Here is a 17,345-nt window from a genome sequence, read left to right as displayed (position 1 = left end):
CCACTCAAGTCATTCTGGTTGGTCGTAGCCTTCGGCCAGGTGCTGGTCCTTGAGCTTGACGTAATTGCTGGCGCTGTACGGGAAGAACGCGCGTTCTTTGTCGGTCAGCGGCCGGGCCTGTTTTACCGGGCTGCCCACATACAGGAAGCCGCTCTCCAGGCGCTTGCCGGGTGGTACCAGGCTGCCGGCACCGATGATCACCTCGTCCTCGACGATGGCGCCGTCCATGATGGTGCTGCCCATGCCCACCAGGATCCGGTTGCCCAGGGTACAGCCATGCAGCATCACCTTGTGACCGATGGTCACTTCATCGCCGATGATCAGCGGGAAGCCATCCGGGTTGAACGGGCCGGCATGGGTGATGTGCAGCACGCTGCCGTCCTGCACGCTGGTGCGTGCGCCGATGCGGATGCGGTGCATGTCGCCGCGTACTACAGTCAAGGGCCAGACCGAGCTGTCTTCGCCAATCTCCACGTCGCCCAACACCACCGCCGAGCGGTCGACGAAGGCCCGTGGTGCAACTTTCGGAGTGTGTTGCTGGAAGCTTCGAATGGCCATGATAGGGTCTCTCATCTGTGCCGATAGGCAGGCTGCCTGCTGCGGTCGGCGTCGATTGTAATTAAGATGGTCCAGTGTTTCTTCTGCCAAGGTATCCAAACCGTGAGTGCGACCAACCCGCTTCTGCAGCCCTACGATCTGCCGCCCTTCTCGGCGATCCGCGCCGAACACGTGCTGCCGGCGATCGAAGAGATCCTGGCCGACAACCGCAAAGCCATTGCCGATATCCTCGAAAAGCAGGGCAAGAACCCTACCTGGGCTGGCCTGGTGCTGGCCATGGACGAACTGAATGACCGCCTGGGCGCTGCCTGGAGCCCGGTCAGCCACCTCAATGCTGTGTGCAACAGCAAGGAATTGCGCGAGGCCTACGAGTCTTGCCTGCCAGCGCTGAGCGCCTACTCTACCGAACTGGGCCAGAACCGTGCGCTGTTCGAAGCCTACGAGGCGCTGGTCAACAGCCCGGAAGCGGCGAGTTTCGACGTGGCGCAGAAGACCATCCTCGAACATGCCCTGCGCGACTTCCGCCTGTCGGGCATCGACCTGCCGGCCGACAAGCAGCAGCGCTATGCCGAAGTGCAGAGCAAGCTCAGCGAGCTGGGCAGCCGGTTCTCCAACCAGTTGCTCGATGCCACCCAGGCCTGGACCAAGCACGTCACCGACGAAGCCGTGCTGGACGGCCTGACCGATTCGGCCAAGGCGCAGATGGCGGCCGCGGCCCAGGCCAAAGACCTCGACGGCTGGCTGATCACCCTGGAATTCCCCAGCTATTACGCGGTGATGACCTACGCCAGCGACCGCGCCCTGCGCGAAGAGCTGTATGCCGCCTACTGCACCCGCGCCTCGGACCAAGGCCCTAATGCCGGCCAGTTCGACAATGGCCCGGTGATGCAGGAAATCCTCGACTTGCGTCAGGAACTGGCCAAGCTGCTGGGCTACCCGAACTATGCCGAGCTGAGCCTGGCCACCAAGATGGCCGAGTCCAGCGACCAGGTGCTGAGCTTCCTGCGTGACCTGGCCAAGCGCTCCAAGCCGTTCGCTGCCCAGGACCTGGAGCAGCTCAAGGCTTACGCTGCCGAGCAGGGCTGCCCGCAGCTGTCCAGCTGGGATGCCGGTTACTTTGGCGAGAAGCTGCGCGAGCAACGCTACAGCGTGTCGCAGGAAACCCTGCGTGCCTACTTCCCGATCGACAAGGTGCTGTCGGGCCTGTTCAGCATCGTTCAGCGCCTGTACGGCATCGAAATCGCCGAGCTCAAAGGCTTCGACAGCTGGCACCCGGATGTACGTCTGTTCGAAATCAAGGAAAACGGCCAGCACGTCGGCCGCTTCTTCTTCGACCTCTATGCCCGCGCCAACAAGCGCGGTGGCGCGTGGATGGACGGCGCCCGTGACCGTCGCCGCACCGTTGAAGGCGCGCTGCAGAGCCCGGTGGCCAACCTGGTGTGCAACTTCACCCCTGCCGCGCCTGGCAAGCCAGCGCTGTTGACCCACGATGAAGTCACCACCCTGTTCCACGAGTTCGGCCACGGCCTGCACCACCTGCTGACCCGCATCGAACATGCCGGTGTGTCTGGCATCAATGGCGTGGCCTGGGACGCGGTCGAGTTGCCGAGCCAGTTCATGGAGAACTGGTGCTGGGAGCCGGAAGGCCTGGCGCTGATCTCCGGCCATTACGAAACGGGCGCTGCCCTGCCCCAGGACCTGCTGGACAAGATGCTGGCGGCGAAAAACTTCCAGTCGGGCATGATGATGGTGCGCCAGCTGGAATTCTCGTTGTTCGACTTCGAGCTGCACGCCACCCACGGCGATGGCCGCAGCGTGCTGGAGGTGCTCGAAGGCGTGCGCGACGAGGTGACCGTGATGCGCCCACCGGCGTACAACCGTTTCCCCAACAGCTTCGCGCACATCTTCGCGGGCGGTTATGCCGCGGGCTACTACAGCTACAAGTGGGCTGAAGTGCTGTCGGCTGACGCGTTCTCGCGCTTTGAGGAAGAAGGCGTGCTGAATGCCGAGACCGGCCGTGCCTTCCGCGAGGCGATCTTGGCGCGGGGTGGTTCGCGTGAGCCGATGGTGCTGTTCGTCGACTTCCGTGGCCGTGAGCCTTCCATTGATGCATTGCTGCGCCACTGCGGGCTGAGCGAGGACGCGGCGGCATGAGTGAGGTAGTTGTGAACAAGACCAAGAAGCGCTTTATCGCCGGGGCGGTCTGCCCGGCGTGCAGCGAGCCCGACAAGCTGATGATGTGGAACGAAGATGGCGTGCCGCACCGCGAGTGCGTGGCCTGCGGCTTCACCGATACCCTGAATGAACAAGGGCTGTCGGTGCCTTCGGAGCTCGGCACGCGGGTCAACCACCTGGCGCCCAAGCCGGCGCCGGCCAAGGTGCAGACCGTGCAGTTCTTCCCCAATCCGAAGCTGAAGAAACCGGCCGAATAAGGCCGGCCTGCCTGGCCGGGTGGTAGATAATCAAGCCTCTACCGCCCTGCCAGGTAGGCATGCTCGCCCGCTCCCCCACTGAGCAAGGCGATGCGTCATGGACAATCCCCTCCTGCAAGGCAGCAAGACCCCCGTCGATTATTCCGCGATCACCCTGCAGAACATGCAGGCGGCATTCGATCATATGCTGCAGGCGCACGAACAAGGCATCGCCCGCATCATCGAACGGCAACAGGCGCTGCCCACTTGGGATGACCTGGTGTTGGCAGTCGATGAGCTGGATGCGCAATTGCTGGCGGTGCTCTATGCCGTGATGCCACTGATGGGTAAGGCGCCGAGCTGGGGCGAGGCGGTTATGGGCTTCTACGCCCGAACGGTCGCGCGCTTCGATCAAAAATTCACCAACGTCAGCCTGCAGGCACTCTACGCACGCTTGGCCAGCAGTGCCCATGGCGTGAACCTGGCTGCGCAGCAGCGCACCACCCTGAGTTGGCACCTGGACAAGTTCGCCAGCAGTGGCGTTGCGCTCGGCGAAGCCGACAAGGCGCGCCTGGTCGAGTTACAGACGCAGACCGGCAACCTGCGCCAAGCGTTCTTAGGCAACCTCGACCGGCCAGGGCTGCGGGTCGATGATGAAGCCGAACTGCGTGGCCTGCCACCTAGGCTGCGTGAAGAGCTGGCGGTGCGCGCCGAGAAGTCCGGCGAGCAAGGCTGGCTGGTCGCCTGCGAAAGCGCATCCACCGAGGCCGTGCTGCGCCAGGCAGCCCACCGCCCCTTGCGTGAGCGGCTCTACCGCGCGTTTCATACCCGTGGCGTCAGCACCGATCTGGCGCAGGATAACGGCACCCATCTGCAGCAACTGGCCGAATGCCTGGACGAAAAAGCCCGCCTGTTGGGTGCTGCCAATCACGTCGAACTGAGCCTGCGCAGCAAGAGCGCCGGGTCGCTCAGCGAGGTTGGTGATTTTCTCCAGGGCCTGGCAGCGGCAGTGAGGCCGGCAATGGCGCAATGGCGCACGAAGCTTCAGCAGCAGGCGACTGCGCAAAACCTGGGGCCTGTTCAGCCTTGGGACATCAGCTATCTACAGGCCACAGCGGGCGACGCCAGCGCCAATGAGGCCTTTCGTGATTACTTCCCGTTGAGTGCAGTGGTCACGGCCTTGACTGGCCTGGCCTGGCAACTGTTTGCGCTCGACCTGCGTCCCAGGCAGCTGGTTGCCTGGGACGACAGCGTGCAAAGCTTCGAGGTCTGGCAGGACCACGCCTACATAGGCCTGGTGTACCTGGACGCGGTGCAACACGCCGGCAAACAGCCCGACGCCGTGTTCACCATCTATGTGCGTAACCGCCGCATCGATGCCGAAGGCATCTACCAGCCCGCGGTGGTGGTGGTGAACAGCGATATCCCCGCTGCACTGGCGGGTGCCGAGCCGTTGCTCGATCACCTGTCGCTGCGCAAGCTGTACCACGAATTCGGCCATGCCCTGCACCACTTGCTGGTGCGCACCACCAACCAGGTTATGTCCAATGTCACCGAGCTGGGCAGTGACGGCGTGGAGCTGTTCGGCAAGCTGCTGGAGCGTTGGGTGTGGGATGCGCGCTACCTGGCAGGTATCGCGGCGCAGCGTGAAGATGGGAGTGCGCTCAGCGAGGCCCAGGCTGAGGCATACCTGAGCCAGTTCAAGCAGGAAGGTATCGAGGAAATCGGCCGCGACCTGAGCCTGGCGCTGTTCGACCTCGACCTGTACGGCGCGCCCCATGACGGCAGAACGCTTGAGCAGCGCCTGCAGCAAGCCCGCGGCCTTTGCGGCTACTGGCCTTTGGCGGATTTCGAGCACCCCGCGCATGCCTTCGATCACTTGGTCACTGGCTACGATGCCGGCTTTTACGCCTACCTGTGGGCAGACGTGCATGCCTTTGACCTCTTCACGCGTTTCGAAGCACACGGCTTGCTCGACCGCGAAACGGGGCGCGCGCTGCAAGAGACCCTGTTCGAACCCGGTGCCTCGCAGCCCCTGCGTGATGGCATCGAAGCCTTCCTCGGGCGCCTGCCCAGCCATGCCGCCTATGCACGTTGGTACGGCCTGACCTGACCAGAGGCGCTGGAATAAACCGCATGCCACCTATACTGTATATGGATACAGTATAGGGGTGGATGATGATTCCTCCAGCACCGCAAAAAGGCCGTGGCACGGCGCATAACCCACACAACCGCTTTGCCCCGAACCATTCGGTTGCGGAGGATGACGGCTGGTACCAGGAAGTACCGCTGACCCAAGGCACCGAGGTGCGGGTCGAAACCGCCAAGACCGTCATCAGCCGCAACACCTCGCCCGACCTGCCCTTCGACCGGTCCATCAACCCCTATCGAGGTTGCGAGCATGGTTGTATCTACTGCTATGCCCGCCCCTCGCACGCGTATTGGGACCTGTCCCCAGGCCTGGATTTCGAGACCAAGCTGATCGCCAAGACCAATGCTGCCGATGTGCTCGAACAGCAATTGAGCAAACCGGGCTATGTCTGCGCGCCGATTAACCTGGGTTCGAACACCGACCCTTACCAGCCCATCGAGCGTGACCACCTGCTGACCCGGCGCTTGCTTGAAGTGCTGCTGCGCTTCCGCCACCCGGTGACCATCGTCACCAAAGGGTCACTTGTGCTACGTGACCTCGACCTGTTGTCCGAGATGGCCAGCCAGCGGCTGGTGCGGGTGATGATCAGCCTGACGACGCTGGACGACGACCTCAAGCGGGTGCTTGAGCCACGTGCGGCATCGCCCAAGGCGAGGTTGCGGGCGATCCGGGTGCTGCGCGAGGCGGGTGTGCCGGTGGGGGTCTTGTGTTCGCCGATGATACCGATGATCAACGACAGTGAACTGGAGCGCTTGCTGGAGGCCGCCAAGGAGGCCGGTGCGCAAAGCGCTGCCTACATGATGTTGCGCCTGCCGCTGGAAGTGGCGCCGCTGTTCGAGCAGTGGTTGCAGGACCATTACCCCCAGCGTGCAACCCATGTGTTGAGCCTGATTCGCCAGAGCCGCGGCGGTGAACTGTATGACAGTCGCTTTGGTGCACGCATGCGTGGCGAGGGTATTTTCGCCGAGCTGTTGGCGCAGCGGTTCGCCAAAGCCATGCGCAAACTGGCATTCGAGGGGCGTGAAGCACAGGCGCTCGATTGCTCGAAATTCTGCCCGCCTGGTGGCCAGTTGGCATTATTTTGAATGCCCCTAAATAACGGCGAAGTGGCACCATAGATATCAATATGGCATCTAATTGCCACCACTCAGTGACACTTCAGCGAAGCCGGTGAAGTTGAAGTGCCTGCGGAGCCTATATTCATACTGGATCAACTTTCCCTGGCCGCGTTTTACGTAAGAATACGTCGCGTGCAAGTGTGAACTCTGTCAAATTTTTCAAGCCATTTAATACTGGCAAAGATAGTGGCACTTAAATATCAAATTAATATAGATGTTCTGTTAAGCCCAGATTTTACGGTGCCTGCAGCCATTCCTGTCTGACTAGTCAATGGGACGTTAGTCCCAAGCGTGTAAGAGAAAGCTTACAAAGCTGTAAGAGATCGACTCTTTCGTTAGTAATTGTTGCCGGGTAACCTGCGCGCCCTTGTGAAGTGGCTCGCATAACACGAACAAATTCTGCAATTGCAGGTTAGTTCGCGGGCGGTGACATTCCGCTTCGCCATTAGTTCAAAGAACTGCACGAGAAAACATTTGGAGTGCCCTCCCCAAGACCTTGGGGTGGTATCTATTTTCATGGACGATCAAGTGTGGAAATCGCAGAAACTGCCAGCCTGAAAGAGCGCGCCAAAAAGAAACTGGAGCGCGATGCCGGCCCCCTCATCATCGATGCACTCAACGATCCGCAGACCGTTGAGCTGATGTGCAATGGCGACGGCAAACTCTGGCTGGAGCAGTTGGGCAAGCCGATGAGGCACATCGGCGACCTGCGCCCGGCCCAGGCCGAGTCCATCATCAAGACCGTGGCCGGCTTCCACGGCAAGGAAGTGACCCGCAGCAAGCCGTTGCTCGAGGGCGAGTGGCCGCTGGACGGTTCGCGCTTCGCCGGCCAACTGCCGCCCGTGGTGCGTGCGGCCACCTTTGCCATCCGCAAGAAGGCGGTGGCCATCTACACCCTGGACCAATATGTCGAATCGGGGATCATGACCCCGATCCAGTGCGACGCCATCAAGCGCGCCATCCGCGATCACCGCAACATCCTGGTCATCGGCGGTACCGGTACCGGCAAGACCACCCTGGTCAACGCCGTCATCAACGAAATGGTCGTGGAGTTCCCCAGCGAGCGGGTCTTCATCATCGAAGACACCGGCGAGATCCAGTGCGCGGCCAAGAACTTCGTGCAGTACCACACCACCGTCGATGTGAGCATGACCCACTTGCTCAAGACCTCCCTGCGCATGCGCCCGGATCGCATCCTGGTGGGCGAGGTGCGCGGTGAAGAAGCGCTCGACCTGATCGATGCCTGGAACACCGGCCACCCTGGCGGCGCGGCGACGTTGCACGCCAACAGCGCCAGCGAGGGGCTGACCCGCCTCAAATCCCTGGTTTCCCGCAATAAATCGGCCCCGGCCGAAATCGAACCGCTAATTGGCGAAGCGGTTCACGTCGTCATCTCCATCGCCAGAACCCCAGAAGGCCGCCGCATTCAGGAAATCCTCGAGGTTTCCGGGTACGACAACGGCCGCTACACCATGCGCAATCTTTAAGGAAAACACTGCACATGCACGCCAACACTTCGCTGTTCCGTTTCAATGCCCAAACGTTTGGCTTTCTGGCCCTCAGCTTCCTGCTGCTAGCGGTGATGGTTGCGCCGGACAATGCCTTTGCGGCTACCAGTGGTGCCGGCACCTTGCCGTACGAAAGCTGGCTGGACTCCCTGCGTAAATCGGTTACCGGCCCAGTCGCCTTTGCACTGTCGATTATCGGCATCGTGGTCGCGGGCGGTGTGCTGATCTTCGGCGGCGACCTCAACGGCTTCTTCCGTACCCTGATTTTCCTGGTGCTGGTAATGGCGCTGATCGTGGGTGCCAACAACATCATGCAGCAATTCTTCGGCACCACCGCCGAGCTGGCTCAGCTGCTACCGCAGTTCGGCCCGGTACAAGGTCAGGTCTGAACCATGGCACTGCGCACGATTCCCATCCGAAGGGCCGGCAACCGGGACAACCTGTTCATGGGCGGGGATCGCGAGCTGGTGATGTTCTCCGGGTTGCTCGCGTTCGCGTTGATCTTCAGCGCCCAAGAGCTGCGGGCAACCTTGGTGGGCCTGACGCTGTGGTTCGGCTCGCTGTTCGTGTTTCGAATCATGGCCAAATCAGACCCGAAAATGCGCCACGTCTATCTTCGTCACCGGCGTTACAAATCGTATTACCCGGCGCGTAGCACACCGTTCAGGGACAATCCTCCAAGTCAGGGAAGTCAATACAAATGATCGAAGGTATTGCGTATGCCATCGCAGCCCTCGGTGCTTTGCTGGTCATCATGCTGATCCAGCGTCTGCTGCAGGTGGATGCGGAGCTCAAGTTGAAGAAGCATCGCACGAAGGATGCCGGCCTTGCCGATCTGCTAAACCATGCGGCGATGGTCGACGATGGTGTGATCGTGGGTAAGAACGGCGCCTTCATGGCCGCCTGGCTTTACCGAGGTGACGACAACGCCAGCAGCACCGAAGCGCAGCGCGAGCTGGTTTCGCTGCGGATCAACCAGGCGCTGGCGGGTCTGGGCAATGGCTGGATGATTCACGTCGATGCGGTACGCCGCCCGGCGTCGAACTACTCGGCCAAAGGCGTATCCCATTTCGCCGACAGCCTCACCGAGGCCATGGACGAAGAGCGCCGCGCGTACTTTGAATCGCTGGGGACCATGTACGAAGGGTACTTCGTGCTGTCCCTCACTTTCTTCCCGCCGATGCTGGCTCAGCAGAAATTCGTTGAACTGATGTTCGATGACGATACTGCGCCGCCGGATGCCAAGGCTCGCACCCGTAACCTGATCGAGCAATTCAAGCGAGACTGCGTAAGCGTTGAAGGCAGCCTGGCCTCGGTGCTAAAGCTGACCCGTCTGAAGGGCAGCCGTCTGGTGACCGAGGAAGGTGCGCAGATTACCCATGATGATTTGCTCAGCTGGGTGCAGTTCTGCGTCACCGGCGTAAGCCAGCCGGTGTTGCTGCCGAGCAACCCGATGTACCTGGATGCCGTCATCGGTGGCAAGGAACTGTGGGGTGGTGTGGTCCCGAAGATCGGTCGCAACTTCGTCCAGGTGGTCGCCATCGAAGGTTTCCCGCTGGAGTCGGCGCCAGGCATCCTCGCCGCGCTGGCCGAGCTGCCGTGCGAGTACCGTTGGTCCAGCCGTTTCATCTTCATGGACACCCATGAAGCGGTGCAGCACCTGGAAAAGTACCGCAAGAAGTGGAAGCAGAAAGTCCGCGGCTTCTTTGACCAGGTGTTCAACACCAACAACAGCAACATCGACCAGGATGCGCTGTCGATGGTGCAGGACGCCGCCGATGCGATCGCCGAGGTGAACAGCGGCCTGGTCGCACAGGGTTACTACACCAGCGTGGTGGTCCTCATGGGCGAAGACCGCGCAAGCCTAGAAGAGTCTGCGCGCAGTGTCGAAAAGGCCATCGAGCGACTGGGCTTTGCCGCACGTATCGAGACCATCAACACCCTCGATGCCTACTTGGGTAGCCTGCCAGGGCACGGCGTAGAGAACGTGCGTCGCCCGTTGATCAACACCTTGAACCTGGCCGACCTGCTGCCCACCAGCAGCATCTGGACCGGCAGCGCCGAGGCGCCCTGCCCGCTCTACCCACCGCTGTCGCCAGCGCTGATGCACTGTGTGACCAGTGGCGCGACGCCATTCCGCCTCAACCTGCACGTGCGTGACCTGGGCCATACCTTCATGTTTGGGCCAACCGGTGCGGGCAAGTCGACGCACCTGGCGCTGATCGCAGCCCAGTTGCGTCGTTACAAGGGCATGTCGATTTTCGCGTTCGACAAGGGCATGTCGATGTACCCGCTGGCGGCTGGTATTCGCGCCGAGAGCAATGGCCGCTCCGGGCGCCACTTTACGGTGGCGGCTGACGACGAGCGCCTTGCCTTCTGCCCGTTGCAGTTCCTCGAGACCAAAGGCGATCGCGCCTGGGCGATGGAGTGGCTGGACACCGTGCTGGCGCTCAATGGCCTGGAAACCACTGCGGCCCAGCGCAACGAGATTGGCCATGCGGTGATGACCATGTACCGCGACGGCTCTCGCACGTTGTCCGAGTTCTGCATCATCGTGCAGGACGAATCGGTCCGCGAAACCCTGCGCCAGTACACCGTTGACGGCACCATGGGCCACCTGCTCGATGCCGAGGAAGACGGCCTGTCGCTGTCCGATTTCACCGTGTTCGAGATCGAAGAGCTGATGAACCTGGGTGACAAGTACGCCCTGCCGGTGCTGCTGTACCTGTTCCGCCGCATCGAGTGCGCGCTCAAAGGCCAGCCGGCGGTGATCATCCTCGACGAAGCGTGGCTGATGCTCGGCCACCCGGCCTTCCGCGAGAAGATCCGCGAATGGCTGAAAGTACTGCGTAAGGCCAACTGCCTGGTGCTGATGGCCACGCAGAGCCTGTCGGACGCGGCGAACTCGGGGATTCTCGACGTCATCGTCGAGTCCACCGCCACCAAGATCTTCCTGCCAAACGTCTATGCCCGCGACGAGGACACCGCTGCCCTTTATCGCCGCATGGGCTTGAACGCCCGGCAGATCGAGATCCTCGCCACGGCTGTGCCCAAGCGCCAGTACTACTACGTGTCGGAAAACGGCCGACGCCTTTACGACCTCGCCCTTGGGCCGCTGGCCCTGGCCTTTGTCGGCTCCTCCGACAAAGAGTCCGTGGCTGCCATCAAGCGTCTGGAAGCCAAGTATGGCAATGCCTGGGTGGCTGAATGGCTGGCTGCCAAAGGCCTGAGATTGAATGATTATGGAGTTGCTGCATGAGCCTTGCTGACAGCATCAAGGGACTGGTTTTCAAGCGTCCCGCCAATGCCACCGTCAAAACGGAGGCGCCTCAGGGCGCCGTCCTCGACAACCCTTACCTTACTGCCCGCCGTACCTGGAACGACCACGTCGGCAGCCTGGTGACCTCGCGCCAGTCCTGGCAGGTGGTGGGCATCCTCTCGATGATGGTCGCCCTCGCTGGAGTCGGCGGCATCATCCACATCGGCAGCCAGTCGAAGTTCGTGCCCTACGTGGTGGAAGTAGACAAGCTTGGCCAGCCTATGGCCATCGCCCCCGCACAGGCGGCAGCGCCGGTGGACCTGCGGGTGATGAAGTCGCAGGTGGCGTCTTTCATTACCGATGCGCGCACCGTCACCCCGGACGTTGCGCTGCTGCGCAAGTCGATCTTCCGCATCTATGCCCTGCTGGGGCCTAACGATCCGGCAACGCAAAAGATGAACGAGTGGCTCAACGGCAGCAAGGAATCGAGCCCGTTCGTACGCGCCGCCGAAGAGACCGTGAACGTCGATATCCGCTCGGTGATGCAGCAGACCCCGGAGACCTGGCAGGTGGACTGGGAAGAAGTCAGCCGCGACCGCCAGGGCTTGGTCAAAAGCAAGGCCAACTGGCGCGCGCTGGTGACCACCTACTCCGCCGAACCCACTACTCAGACCAGCGAAGAGCAAGTAAGGATGAACCCGATCGGGACCTACGTGCGCGACTTCTCCTGGGCCAAGCAACTCTGAAGGACCGACCATGAACCGTTACCTTTGCGCCATGCTCGCGGCAGCCTTGCCCGTCTTCGCGCAGGCCGCGCCAGGAACCAGCCAGGCCGATCTGTATTTCTCCGATGCCAACCCGACCCTGACCCCTCAGGAAAAGGCAGCGCTGTCGATTTCCCAGCGCTGGCAGCAGGCCAGTGCCACCGGCATCAAACCGGTGGATGGCGGCGATGGCACCGCCCGCTTCATTTTCGGTGCCCAGCAACCGAGCATTGTCTGCGCCGTGCTGCAGGTCTGCGACATCGCCTTGCAGGCGGGTGAACAGGTCAACTCGATCAACCTCGGCGACACCGCGCGCTGGACGGTCGAGCCGGCTATCACCGGCGTGGGCGAGAACGAAGTCCAGCACCTGATCATCAAGCCGATGGATGTGGGCCTGGAAACCTCGTTGGTGGTCACCACAAACCGCCGCACCTATCACTTCAAACTGCGTTCGCACCGTACCGAGTACATGCCGCAAGTCGCCTTCACCTACCCGGAGGAAGCGCTGGCGAAATGGAACCTGATCAAGAATCGCGAAGTGACCGAGCGCCGTAAGGCGACCATTCCGGAGACCGGCGAATACCTGGGCAACCTGAACTTCGACTACAGCGTCAACGGTGACACCTCGTGGAAGCCAGTGCGTGTGTACAACGACGGCAGCAAGACCATCATCCAGATGCCGCGCACCATGGGCCAGACTGAAGCGCCGACGCTGCTGGTAATTCGCAAGGAAGGTGGCTGGTTCAAGGATGACGAGACTGTGATGGTCAACTACCGCGTTCAGGGCGACCGCTACATCGTCGACACCGTTTTCGACAAGGCGATCCTGATTGCCGGCGTCGGCAAGTCGCAAGACCGCGTCACCATCCAGAGGGGTAAATAACGATGCGAGCATGGATCGCACCTTTTGCCTGCCTCTTGCTTGCGGCCTGCGCCAACGGCCCCTATGGCAATTTTGCCGAACGCGCCACGCCAGCGATCAACCAGCAGTTGGCCAGTGCCACTGCTCGCCAATTGGCGGTGGTGCATCCGCCGGCCAGCACGCGCCTGCGGGTCAACCAGAAAACCTCTGACGGCTACGGCGCATCTTTGGTAACCGCACTGCGCGCATCGGGCTTCTCGGTGCAGGAATTCAACCCCGAAGCTCAGCCTGCGCCAGCCCCGGCCGGCACGGCAGTGCCGCTTACGGTCAATTATGTCCTCGATACGCCCAAGGATAGCGAGCTGTTACGCGTGACCTTGTTGGTCGGGCGCGAGTCCTTGAGCCGCGTCTATGCGGTACAGAGCGGCCGCGTGCTGCCTGCCGGGGCCTGGGTGCGCAAGGAGTGACGAACGATGAGTAGCAGCAACGATGTCATGTCTCCCGATGCATCGCCTGGCAAGCTGAACCGCAAGAGCGGTGTGCGCCGGGTCAACAACTGGCCGATGTACCTCATCGGCGGCGCCGCCATGGTGTTCCTGCTGATCATGCTGCTGGTCGCGTCTGATCGCGCCGAGGAGCAGGACAAGCCGGAGAAAAAGACGGCGGAAAAGGCCGGCAACAGCAGCATGTTTGCCCAGCAGATCAACGGGATGGACCAGGACGGCATCATCCCCAGCAAAGCGCAGCCACCGGTCGTGCCGAAACTGGATGATACGCCAGCAGTGCAACCTGCCGCTCTGCAGGTCGTGCGCCCGAGTAACATTGATGCGCCACCGCTGCCTCCGCGCGAGCTGCCGCCCAGTGCAAATTCCGAAGAGCTTGATCGCATCCGTCAAATCAAGCGGCAGCAGTTTCAGGAAGCGGTGCGGGCGCGCAGTACCGTGCAGGTCGATGCACCGCGCAGCGCTGGGTCAAGCGTGAGTGGTGGCCCGGTGAGCAGGGAGGATGCCCTGGCTCGCATCGCAGCGGCCCGTCAAAGTCTGCAGGAGACGTCGCGCAGCGACCCAACCGAGGCCTACAAGGCGCGCCTGGCTGAAATACGAGCGATCGGTACGGGCGGTGGAGATGGCATGTATGGCGGTGGGCAGGGTGATTCGCCTTTCCTGATTAAAGCGGCCAGTAACTCTGGCAAGGATTACCACCAGTTCGGCAAGTCTGGTGAAGACGACCGCTGGCATTTGGACGCGGCGATGGAAAAACCGCGTAGCCCCTACGAGCTGCGTGCCGGCTATGTGATACCCGCTGTCATGATTTCCGGCATCAACTCGGAGCTGCCTGGCCAGATCATTGCTCAAATCGCCCAAGGCGTTTACGACACTGCCACGGGTAAGCATTTGCTGCTGCCCCAAGGATCGCGGCTGATCGGCTCTTACTCCAGCGACGTGGGTTATGGTCAGTCGCGCGTACTGGTGGCCTGGCAGCGCATTGTCTTTCCTGATGGCAAGGCAATGGACATCGGTTCGATGCCCGGTAGCGACAGCGGCGGTTACTCCGGCTTTAACGACCAGGTCAACAATCACTATGTCCGTATCTTCGGCTCGGCGTTGTTGATGTCAGGGATCGTTGCCGGTGTCAGCCTTAGCCAAGACCGCGCCAGCAGCAACGAAAGTGACCGGGAGACTGCCAGTAGCGCCATGAGCGAAGCGCTGGGCCAGCAGTTGGGCCAGGTGACAGTACAAATGATCAGAAAGAACCTGAACATTGCGCCAACCCTCGAAATCCGTCCGGGCTATCGCTTCAACGTAATGGTTACCAAGGATCTGACGTTCTCGAAGCCCTACAAGTCTTTCGACTACTGAGCAATTTGCCAAGGAGAGCAACATGAAATACCCGACCTTGTTGAAACCCACCATTGCGCTGTTGGCCGGTCTTGCAGTTACCTTCCCCGCGCACGCGGGTATCCCCGTGATTGATGGAGCAAACGTTGCCCTCGGCAAGCTGGCGGTTGTGGAGAGCGTGAAACAGACCGCCAAGCAGCTGATGGAATACGAGAAACAGGTCGAACAGTACGCGCGCCAGGGCTTGCAGTATCAGAAACAGCTCGAACAGTACGAGAACATGGTGCAAAACACGGCGGCGCCGGCGGCTTATATCTGGGACAAGGCCAATGCCACCATCAACAAGTTGATGGAAACTCAGGACATGCTCAATTACTACACGCATCAGGCGGGAAGCCTGGATGCATATTTGAAAAAGTTCCAGGACACCAACTATTACAAGAGCTCCCCATGCTTCGGTGGTGGCGGTTGCACAGACGAGGACCGTGCGGAGTTGGTCCGGCATGAAGAGATGGTGTCCGAATCGCAGAAAACGGCGAATGACGCCTTGTTCAAAAGTATCCAGCAGCAGCAAGAAAACTTGCAGGCTGATGCCAGGCAGTTGGAGAGCCTGCAGCAAGCTGCGACCACGGCGGATGGCCAGGTGAAGGCGATTCAGTACGCCAACCAATTGGCCAGTCAGCAATCCAACCAACTGTTGCAGTTGCGCACGCTGATGCTTGCTCAACAGGCGGCGGAAGCCAACCGAGCGGCGGCAGAACTGGATGAAAAAGCCCGCGGTGAAGCCCAGGCCAAAAAGCTGACAACGTGGCAGTTCAAGAAAAGCCCTGTAGACAATTTCTAAGGATATCAATGATGAAGTTCACGACTACCAAGCTGGCCCTGGCGCTATCTGTAATGGCAGCCCTGGCGGGTTGCTCAGAAGAAAAAGTGCCTGAGCCTACCAAAGAAAATTGCACTGCACCGCTGTATGAAGAACACCTGGATAGCCTCTCCAAAGAGGCGAATCGTAATGAGTTCATCACGAACTGCAAAAGCTTCCTCAAGGCACGCAAGATGACCGAGTGGAAATTTAAGAAAAGTCCAGAAGACCAATTTTAAGACGGGGTCAGGTTGATGATTTGGGCGCGTCGGAGATCACTCTTGATGGTACTGCTGGTTGCAGTTGTTATTGCAACGCCGACGCTCGTCTACGCGGCGGATCAGCAATTGGAAAGCTCAGGCATCATGAATGAGGTGCTCCTCCGGTTCCACAAGGCGACGGAGAAGTGGCTGCCGACTATCCAAGCGGCTGCCGAACGGCTGTTTCTAGCCCTGGCTACCATATCGATGGTCTGGACGTTCGGCATGCTGCTGATGCGAAAGGCAGATATTGCAGAGTTTTTCTCCGAGCTCATCCGCTTCATGGTGGTTTTCGGCTTTTACTGGTGGCTGCTGAAAAATGCAATGCAGGGGATGAGTATCGCCGATACCATCGTTCGTTCATTGAGCCAGCTTGGCGCTTCCGCGGGAAATCTCGGCACGACAGATCTGAAGCCCTCCACCATTGTGGACCTTGGCTTCGAGCTATATGACAGGACCATCCAGGCGGCTGATCAATTGACGTGGCGTGAGTTGGGCCGTCAGCTGACCATGGAATTCATGGCCATCGGTATATTGCTGGTGTTGGCGATCGTGAGCATCAACCTCTTGGTATTGCTTGCATCGAGCTGGTTCCTCCTCTATGCCGGCGTTTTCTTTCTGGGGTTCGGCGGCTCCCGCTGGACATCCGACATGGCGCTGAACTACTACCGTGCTGTGCTGGGTGTCGGCGCACAATTGTTCGCCATGGTGTTGCTGATTGCGATCGGCAAGGATTTTATTCAAACCTTTGTCGCCCGAATCAGTGATGAAGTTGCTGTGCAGGAACTTGCCGTGATGTTGGTGGTTTCGGTCTTGCTGCTGTTTTTGGTGAACAAGATCCCACCCATGATTGCAGCCCTCGTGGGCGGCGCAGGCAGTGCATCCACCGGTATCGGCAACTTTGGGGCCGGTGCGGTTGTAGGTGCCGCAACCACCGCAGCGTCAATGATGAGTAAGGGCGCTTCGGCGATGATGACGGGCGGCGCGAACATGATGGGCGCTGCGCAAGCCTTGCAATCCGCCTTCAAAGGGGCGCAATCGAGTGTTGCCGCAGGCTCCGACATCGCCTCGCGCATGGGGGGCATGTTGGGTGGTCCTTCAAGCGCTGGCGGAGCAAGCTCCGGCGGCGGCAGCGCTGGTGGCCCCAGCGCGCTCGGCTCGGCCATGGGCTTTGCATCCGCCGCGTCCGCCGCATCCTCGGCATCTGGAGGTGGTGCGCAGGCAGCCTCTTCTGCTGGAGGCGAATCCTCTTCGGGGGGCGGTTCGTCTGAGTCATCTTCTGGCGGTGAGTCTGCGGGTGCAGCGCCCAGCGGCGCTCAATCTGACTCATCCAGCGGGTCATCCGGTGCAGCGGGTGCCTCAGGTGCCTCTGCAGGAGGTGGTGGTGAGACGGGGTCTGCCGAGACCTCAGCCAGTGGCGGTGGCTCAACCAGCGGCAGTTCGGGTTCGCAGGGTGGCACGGGTGCCAAAGGTGGTAATGCCGAAGGGGCTGGCAACTCACCCTCCAGCAGGGCAGGCACCGCAGGTCGCATAGCCCTGCAAATGGGCGCCAACCTCATGTCGGGGATGGGGCGTGCGGCGCAGTCACGCATCGACAATTCCCTCGCCGGGCGGGTTGCCATGGAAATTTCCGAACCCGGTTCCACCCGGCGTTCAAACTTGGACACCCGGTCGTCCAGCCGTGACTTCGAACCGGATGCCGAAGTGAAGAACTTCAGCGAGAGCAAACAGGACAGGACTTGAACAAGGAGTG

The 17,345-nt window shown here is 60.8% G+C and carries 16 protein-coding genes; 15 read left to right on the top strand and 1 reads right to left on the bottom strand.

The features are described 5' to 3' along the window. Nucleotides 1-9 precede the first annotated feature (9 nt). Nucleotides 10-558 (bottom strand): gamma carbonic anhydrase family protein, encoded by a 549-nt coding sequence (locus OO306_RS01530; protein WP_027592021.1) that lies wholly within the window; start codon nucleotides 556-558, stop codon nucleotides 10-12. A 102-nt stretch (nucleotides 559-660) separates the two neighbouring features. Between OO306_RS01530 and prlC the strand changes: the two genes are divergently transcribed. The 15 genes from prlC (at nucleotide 661) to trbL (ending at nucleotide 17,335) form a co-directional block, all read left to right on the top strand. Continuing rightward, nucleotides 661-2,712 carry an oligopeptidase A gene (prlC, locus tag OO306_RS01525; RefSeq protein WP_265967473.1) on the top strand — a complete coding sequence of 684 codons (2,052 nt, stop codon included), beginning with the start codon at nucleotides 661-663 and terminating at the stop codon, nucleotides 2,710-2,712. Then, nucleotides 2,709-2,990 carry a YheV family putative zinc ribbon protein gene (locus tag OO306_RS01520; RefSeq protein WP_027592019.1) on the top strand — a complete coding sequence of 94 codons (282 nt, stop codon included), beginning with the start codon at nucleotides 2,709-2,711 and terminating at the stop codon, nucleotides 2,988-2,990. Before prlC ends, OO306_RS01520 begins: the two co-directional genes overlap by 4 nt. Nucleotides 2,991-3,087: 97 nt before the next feature. After that, a complete protein-coding gene (locus tag OO306_RS01515; protein ID WP_265967472.1) occupies nucleotides 3,088-5,082 on the top strand; it encodes a M3 family metallopeptidase in 1,995 nt (664 codons plus the stop codon). A gap of 65 nt (nucleotides 5,083-5,147) precedes the next feature. Beyond that, complete coding sequence (locus OO306_RS01510; protein ID WP_265967471.1) at nucleotides 5,148-6,206, top strand: PA0069 family radical SAM protein; 1,059 nt, start codon at nucleotides 5,148-5,150, stop codon at nucleotides 6,204-6,206. Between the two features lie 569 nt (nucleotides 6,207-6,775). Then, a complete protein-coding gene (trbB, locus tag OO306_RS01505; protein ID WP_308445328.1) occupies nucleotides 6,776-7,726 on the top strand; it encodes a P-type conjugative transfer ATPase TrbB in 951 nt (316 codons plus the stop codon). A 14-nt stretch (nucleotides 7,727-7,740) separates the two neighbouring features. Further along, nucleotides 7,741-8,136: a TrbC/VirB2 family protein gene (locus OO306_RS01500; RefSeq protein WP_099452529.1), complete on the top strand. Its 396-nt coding sequence runs from the start codon at nucleotides 7,741-7,743 to the stop codon at nucleotides 8,134-8,136. Between the two features lie 3 nt (nucleotides 8,137-8,139). Then, nucleotides 8,140-8,451, top strand: coding sequence for a conjugal transfer protein TrbD (locus tag OO306_RS01495; protein ID WP_099452530.1), 312 nt, complete (start codon nucleotides 8,140-8,142; stop codon nucleotides 8,449-8,451). Beyond that, complete coding sequence (locus tag OO306_RS01490) at nucleotides 8,448-11,006, top strand: VirB4 family type IV secretion/conjugal transfer ATPase (RefSeq protein WP_099452531.1); 2,559 nt, start codon at nucleotides 8,448-8,450, stop codon at nucleotides 11,004-11,006. Before OO306_RS01495 ends, OO306_RS01490 begins: the two co-directional genes overlap by 4 nt. Beyond that, nucleotides 11,003-11,752 carry a conjugal transfer protein TrbF gene (locus tag OO306_RS01485; protein WP_099452532.1) on the top strand — a complete coding sequence of 250 codons (750 nt, stop codon included), beginning with the start codon at nucleotides 11,003-11,005 and terminating at the stop codon, nucleotides 11,750-11,752. Before OO306_RS01490 ends, OO306_RS01485 begins: the two co-directional genes overlap by 4 nt. Nucleotides 11,753-11,762: 10 nt before the next feature. Further along, nucleotides 11,763-12,653 (top strand): P-type conjugative transfer protein TrbG, encoded by an 891-nt coding sequence (gene trbG, locus OO306_RS01480; RefSeq protein ID WP_033702498.1) that lies wholly within the window; start codon nucleotides 11,763-11,765, stop codon nucleotides 12,651-12,653. Between the two features lie 2 nt (nucleotides 12,654-12,655). Next, nucleotides 12,656-13,099 carry a conjugal transfer protein TrbH gene (locus tag OO306_RS01475; RefSeq protein WP_265967470.1) on the top strand — a complete coding sequence of 148 codons (444 nt, stop codon included), beginning with the start codon at nucleotides 12,656-12,658 and terminating at the stop codon, nucleotides 13,097-13,099. Between the two features lie 72 nt (nucleotides 13,100-13,171). After that, a complete protein-coding gene (locus OO306_RS01470; protein ID WP_265967469.1) occupies nucleotides 13,172-14,491 on the top strand; it encodes a TrbI/VirB10 family protein in 1,320 nt (439 codons plus the stop codon). Nucleotides 14,492-14,513: 22 nt separating this feature from the next. Then, nucleotides 14,514-15,314 carry a P-type conjugative transfer protein TrbJ gene (trbJ, locus tag OO306_RS01465; protein WP_265967468.1) on the top strand — a complete coding sequence of 267 codons (801 nt, stop codon included), beginning with the start codon at nucleotides 14,514-14,516 and terminating at the stop codon, nucleotides 15,312-15,314. Nucleotides 15,315-15,325: 11 nt separating this feature from the next. Continuing rightward, nucleotides 15,326-15,571: an entry exclusion lipoprotein TrbK gene (gene trbK / locus OO306_RS01460; RefSeq protein WP_033702502.1), complete on the top strand. Its 246-nt coding sequence runs from the start codon at nucleotides 15,326-15,328 to the stop codon at nucleotides 15,569-15,571. A gap of 45 nt (nucleotides 15,572-15,616) precedes the next feature. Then, a complete protein-coding gene (gene trbL, locus OO306_RS01455; RefSeq protein ID WP_265967502.1) occupies nucleotides 15,617-17,335 on the top strand; it encodes a P-type conjugative transfer protein TrbL in 1,719 nt (572 codons plus the stop codon). The last annotated feature ends 10 nt before the right edge of the window (nucleotides 17,336-17,345 follow it).

Origin of the sequence: Pseudomonas sp. DCB_AW (assembly GCF_026240895.1) — a bacterium.
Taxonomy (GTDB): domain Bacteria; phylum Pseudomonadota; class Gammaproteobacteria; order Pseudomonadales; family Pseudomonadaceae; genus Aquipseudomonas; species Aquipseudomonas kermanshahensis.
This window is presented reverse-complemented; position numbering and strand designations above follow the sequence as displayed.

Excerpts from the sequence above, each read along its gene's own strand:
- OO306_RS01530 (WP_027592021.1), bottom strand. The coding sequence starts at position 558 with ATGGCCATTCGAAGCTTCCAGCAACACACTCCGAAAGTTGCACCACGG.
- OO306_RS01520 (WP_027592019.1), top strand. The coding sequence starts at position 2,709 with ATGAGTGAGGTAGTTGTGAACAAGACCAAGAAGCGCTTTATCGCCGGG.
- OO306_RS01515 (WP_265967472.1), top strand. The coding sequence starts at position 3,088 with ATGGACAATCCCCTCCTGCAAGGCAGCAAGACCCCCGTCGATTATTCC.
- OO306_RS01510 (WP_265967471.1), top strand. The coding sequence starts at position 5,148 with ATGATTCCTCCAGCACCGCAAAAAGGCCGTGGCACGGCGCATAACCCA.
- OO306_RS01500 (WP_099452529.1), top strand. The coding sequence starts at position 7,741 with ATGCACGCCAACACTTCGCTGTTCCGTTTCAATGCCCAAACGTTTGGC.
- OO306_RS01495 (WP_099452530.1), top strand. The coding sequence starts at position 8,140 with ATGGCACTGCGCACGATTCCCATCCGAAGGGCCGGCAACCGGGACAAC.
- OO306_RS01490 (WP_099452531.1), top strand. The coding sequence starts at position 8,448 with ATGATCGAAGGTATTGCGTATGCCATCGCAGCCCTCGGTGCTTTGCTG.
- OO306_RS01485 (WP_099452532.1), top strand. The coding sequence starts at position 11,003 with ATGAGCCTTGCTGACAGCATCAAGGGACTGGTTTTCAAGCGTCCCGCC.
- trbG (WP_033702498.1), top strand. The coding sequence starts at position 11,763 with ATGAACCGTTACCTTTGCGCCATGCTCGCGGCAGCCTTGCCCGTCTTC.
- OO306_RS01475 (WP_265967470.1), top strand. The coding sequence starts at position 12,656 with ATGCGAGCATGGATCGCACCTTTTGCCTGCCTCTTGCTTGCGGCCTGC.
- trbJ (WP_265967468.1), top strand. The coding sequence starts at position 14,514 with ATGAAATACCCGACCTTGTTGAAACCCACCATTGCGCTGTTGGCCGGT.
- trbK (WP_033702502.1), top strand. The coding sequence starts at position 15,326 with ATGAAGTTCACGACTACCAAGCTGGCCCTGGCGCTATCTGTAATGGCA.
- trbL (WP_265967502.1), top strand. The coding sequence starts at position 15,617 with ATGGTACTGCTGGTTGCAGTTGTTATTGCAACGCCGACGCTCGTCTAC.